Here is a 2,814-nt window from a genome sequence, read left to right on the forward strand (position 1 = left end):
CTTTTAATTAAGGCGATTTTTCCTTCTACCGAAGCATGAGCTACCTCTGCAGTCGTTCCTAGACCTGCGTACACAAGCTCTGCTGACACTCCGCCGGAAGGTGTGTTATTGGAAAAGCGGAAGGCGGCCGTTTCATAATTACGCCCATTTACTTTTAAGGAAACAGAGCTTGGGTGTTTATAGTCCTTAATAAATTGAAAAGGCTGGACCTCTACTTCGTTAAGTCCATACTCCTTAAATTTACCAGTTATGTAATCTACAGTCGTTTGTTCACTTTGTGTTCCGGCTACCCGTGGTCCAATATTTACAGCTAAATGTGAAAGATTCTGGTAGATTTTTTCAACATCGATTCGTTTGATCACTTTATTGTCAAATGCATGCTCGGGCGGGTTTTCACCCTGGATTGCCATAACAGAATGTGATGAAAATAGTAAACTCCCTGCCAATAAAGAAGCTCCTAAAATCTTCGTCCCTTTTCTCAAACTCCTTCGCCTCCCAAAAAATAGAATACTAGTTTAGTATATGGCTAGTATGTAAGCGCTATCAATGAGACTTTTGTAATGTTTTTTAATAAAATACATATTATAACAAAAAATAAAGAAGTATGACAGCATATGATGGTCCACATCATGTCGTCTAGTCTTACTAAAGCGGCAACAACAGCCGAGAAAAATGCAGTTGTAACGCGCGCCATTAAAGAAATGCAACTTGCTCTTCCTTATGAAGACCGCATCGGATTAAAGACAATAATGCGTGATAAATCTGTAACGTTACATTTCGGTTAGGAGCGAGACGATGGGATTTTTTAATAAACTTCGCGATATGAAAGATTCAGTAAGCTATAAATTAGATGATGTAAAATATTTTGTTGTTGACAAGGACGAAGATGCGAAAGACTTTGTCAAGGATAAGGTACTCGATGCAAAATATATTATTGCTGATAAGGCAAGTGATATGAAGGACTTAGTAGAGGATGCAGCATATTATGTTACGGATAAAGCGAGTGACACCAAAAACTTTATTGTCGACAAAGCGATAGATACGAAGGATTTTGTTAGTGATAAAACGTTTGATGCACGCTACTTTATTGCGGACAAGCAGGAGATATTAGGGACTTTGTCAGTGATAAAACATTTGATGCGAAATACTTTATTACCGAAAAGGTAAAAATTAAATCAAAGGCGGATGTAGTGGAACTTACTTCTAATCTACTGAAATCACATTACTTAATAAATGTATCAAAATAGATAGCGGTAACATTATTTTAGAAAAGAGTCGAGGTAAATGCTCAGCTCTTCTTTAGAAGCAAGTTTTTTTATGATTGTTTCTCTATTTAAATTGCAAATGAAGGAATTTGCATCGTTTCTATAGATTCTTTAGAAATTTCATGTTCAGTATCCTTAAAAAACAGTGACTCGTACTATTCAGACGTGCGTATAAAATTGGGGGACAAGAGTAAGCTACAAACGTATGATAAGCTGTTGCGGGAGGTGAATAAATATGAGTAATGGTGCAGGTCGTTCTAAAAAGAATAAACCAAATGATGCAAACCATGTGAATGCGGAGACAAAAGCATATCAAAGACAAATGTCAGAAAAGAATAACCAAGAGCATAATGATGGAAGCAAGTATAAGGGGAAGGTTCAATAGGGCCTGATCTTTTTTGGTTTCCAGTATAAATTTCCTCTCATATCCCTCACAAATGTAGAAGAATATTTACTAGGGAACTGATATATCGATATCAGTTCTCTTTTTTGATATACCTTGAGTAAATCATATCTGTAACTAGTTTATATATATGGAGTAATGGGAAAAGCCTTGGAAATAAACATTTAAGGGCTATTTATGTATGAGTTAGACTACAAACAATATTTTTATAAGAAAAAACGCTACCCTAAAGTATTCTTTTAGTCAGGATCATCAAGTTACAATCGTCAATTTTTATATTAACTAACTTCCTCAATACCCATATCCAAATTATAAAGATATCCATATGAGTATTCACATCCATTGATGAAGGAATTATTGGCCTTCTTGGATGATTTGAAAGACCTTGTTATTGTAATTATGCATTCAACATTATTCTTCCTCTATTTTAAAACACAATAAATGATATGAAAGACTTCACGTGAATTCTTGGTTATTTAACAATATTCGGAATAGACTTAATAGGTAGCCGTAGGAATTAAAACATATAAATAAAAATAAAAGCAGTAAGATTCGCATATTCTAACTGCTTTTGCACGTTATTGTACAGGTAATCTTAATAAAAAAGTATAATTATTGGAACAGCTTGAATGACTTTACTTATTTCCAGGCGCTGGCTGGTCAACACCCTTTACCAGATGGCGATGTCCGTTTGCTTCAGTCGTATAAAAATCGTAATAATGAACATGCATTCCATTTCCTACAGGAATAGCAGGACCCGAATATGCCTGGTAATAATGAGTATGACCATCTTCAAAGACAACATAACCCTCAGTGTAATGCACATGGTTATCATCCTTAATCATAACTGGAGGTGAAGTTACATCTAAACACAGATGAACATGGCCATTATTAACAGATGTATAGTCAACGGACCCATGATTATGGTTTGGCACAAATCCCTGAACAAAATCATCCTTTCCAACCATCCTAACACTCCTAACTATCACTTTTCCAAAGAATATTGGTCGCTATTTTTATAACCGTTCACCCATTTTTTGCATTAAATCCATCTTCCAATACCTAAATCATGTAAACGCATTGATTCAAGTAATACATGGTTGACAAGATGCTACAAATTTGGCCTGTTTGGATTAAAATCTTTGT

General features: G+C 35.1%; 4 protein-coding genes and 1 pseudogene. 3 read left to right on the forward strand and 2 right to left on the reverse strand.

What is annotated here, in order from left to right:
• Positions 1-482: pseudogene (locus AC1DUW_RS25015) on the reverse strand (aminopeptidase); the annotation flags it as partial.
• 147 nt (positions 483-629) lie between these two features.
• On the opposite strand from AC1DUW_RS25015, the gene AC1DUW_RS25020 reads away from it, so the two are divergent.
• The 3 genes from AC1DUW_RS25020 to AC1DUW_RS25030 all read left to right on the forward strand — a co-directional run bounded on the left by AC1DUW_RS25020 (position 630) and on the right by AC1DUW_RS25030 (position 1,650).
• Positions 630-785, forward strand: coding sequence for a hypothetical protein (locus AC1DUW_RS25020; protein WP_477643740.1), 156 nt, complete (start codon positions 630-632; stop codon positions 783-785).
• A gap of 10 nt (positions 786-795) precedes the next feature.
• On the forward strand, positions 796-1,167 hold the full coding sequence (locus AC1DUW_RS25025) for a hypothetical protein (protein WP_053346123.1): 372 nt from the start codon (positions 796-798) through the stop codon (positions 1,165-1,167).
• A 333-nt stretch (positions 1,168-1,500) separates the two neighbouring features.
• On the forward strand, positions 1,501-1,650 hold the full coding sequence (locus tag AC1DUW_RS25030) for a hypothetical protein (protein WP_169787516.1): 150 nt from the start codon (positions 1,501-1,503) through the stop codon (positions 1,648-1,650).
• 653 nt (positions 1,651-2,303) lie between these two features.
• Here the strand turns inward: AC1DUW_RS25030 and AC1DUW_RS25035 are convergent.
• On the reverse strand, positions 2,304-2,636 hold the full coding sequence (locus AC1DUW_RS25035; protein WP_053346122.1) for a YmaF family protein: 333 nt from the start codon (positions 2,634-2,636) through the stop codon (positions 2,304-2,306).
• Positions 2,637-2,814: the final 178 nt, after the last annotated feature.

The organism is Peribacillus sp. P4_C12, assembly GCF_056402095.1.

Coding starts and splice junctions, on each gene's coding strand:
- AC1DUW_RS25030 (WP_169787516.1), top strand. CDS start 1,501: ATGAGTAATGGTGCAGGTCGTTCTAAAAAGAATAAACCAAATGATGCA.
- AC1DUW_RS25035 (WP_053346122.1), bottom strand. CDS start 2,636: ATGGTTGGAAAGGATGATTTTGTTCAGGGATTTGTGCCAAACCATAAT.
- AC1DUW_RS25025 (WP_053346123.1), top strand. CDS start 796: ATGGGATTTTTTAATAAACTTCGCGATATGAAAGATTCAGTAAGCTAT.
- AC1DUW_RS25020 (WP_477643740.1), top strand. CDS start 630: ATGTCGTCTAGTCTTACTAAAGCGGCAACAACAGCCGAGAAAAATGCA.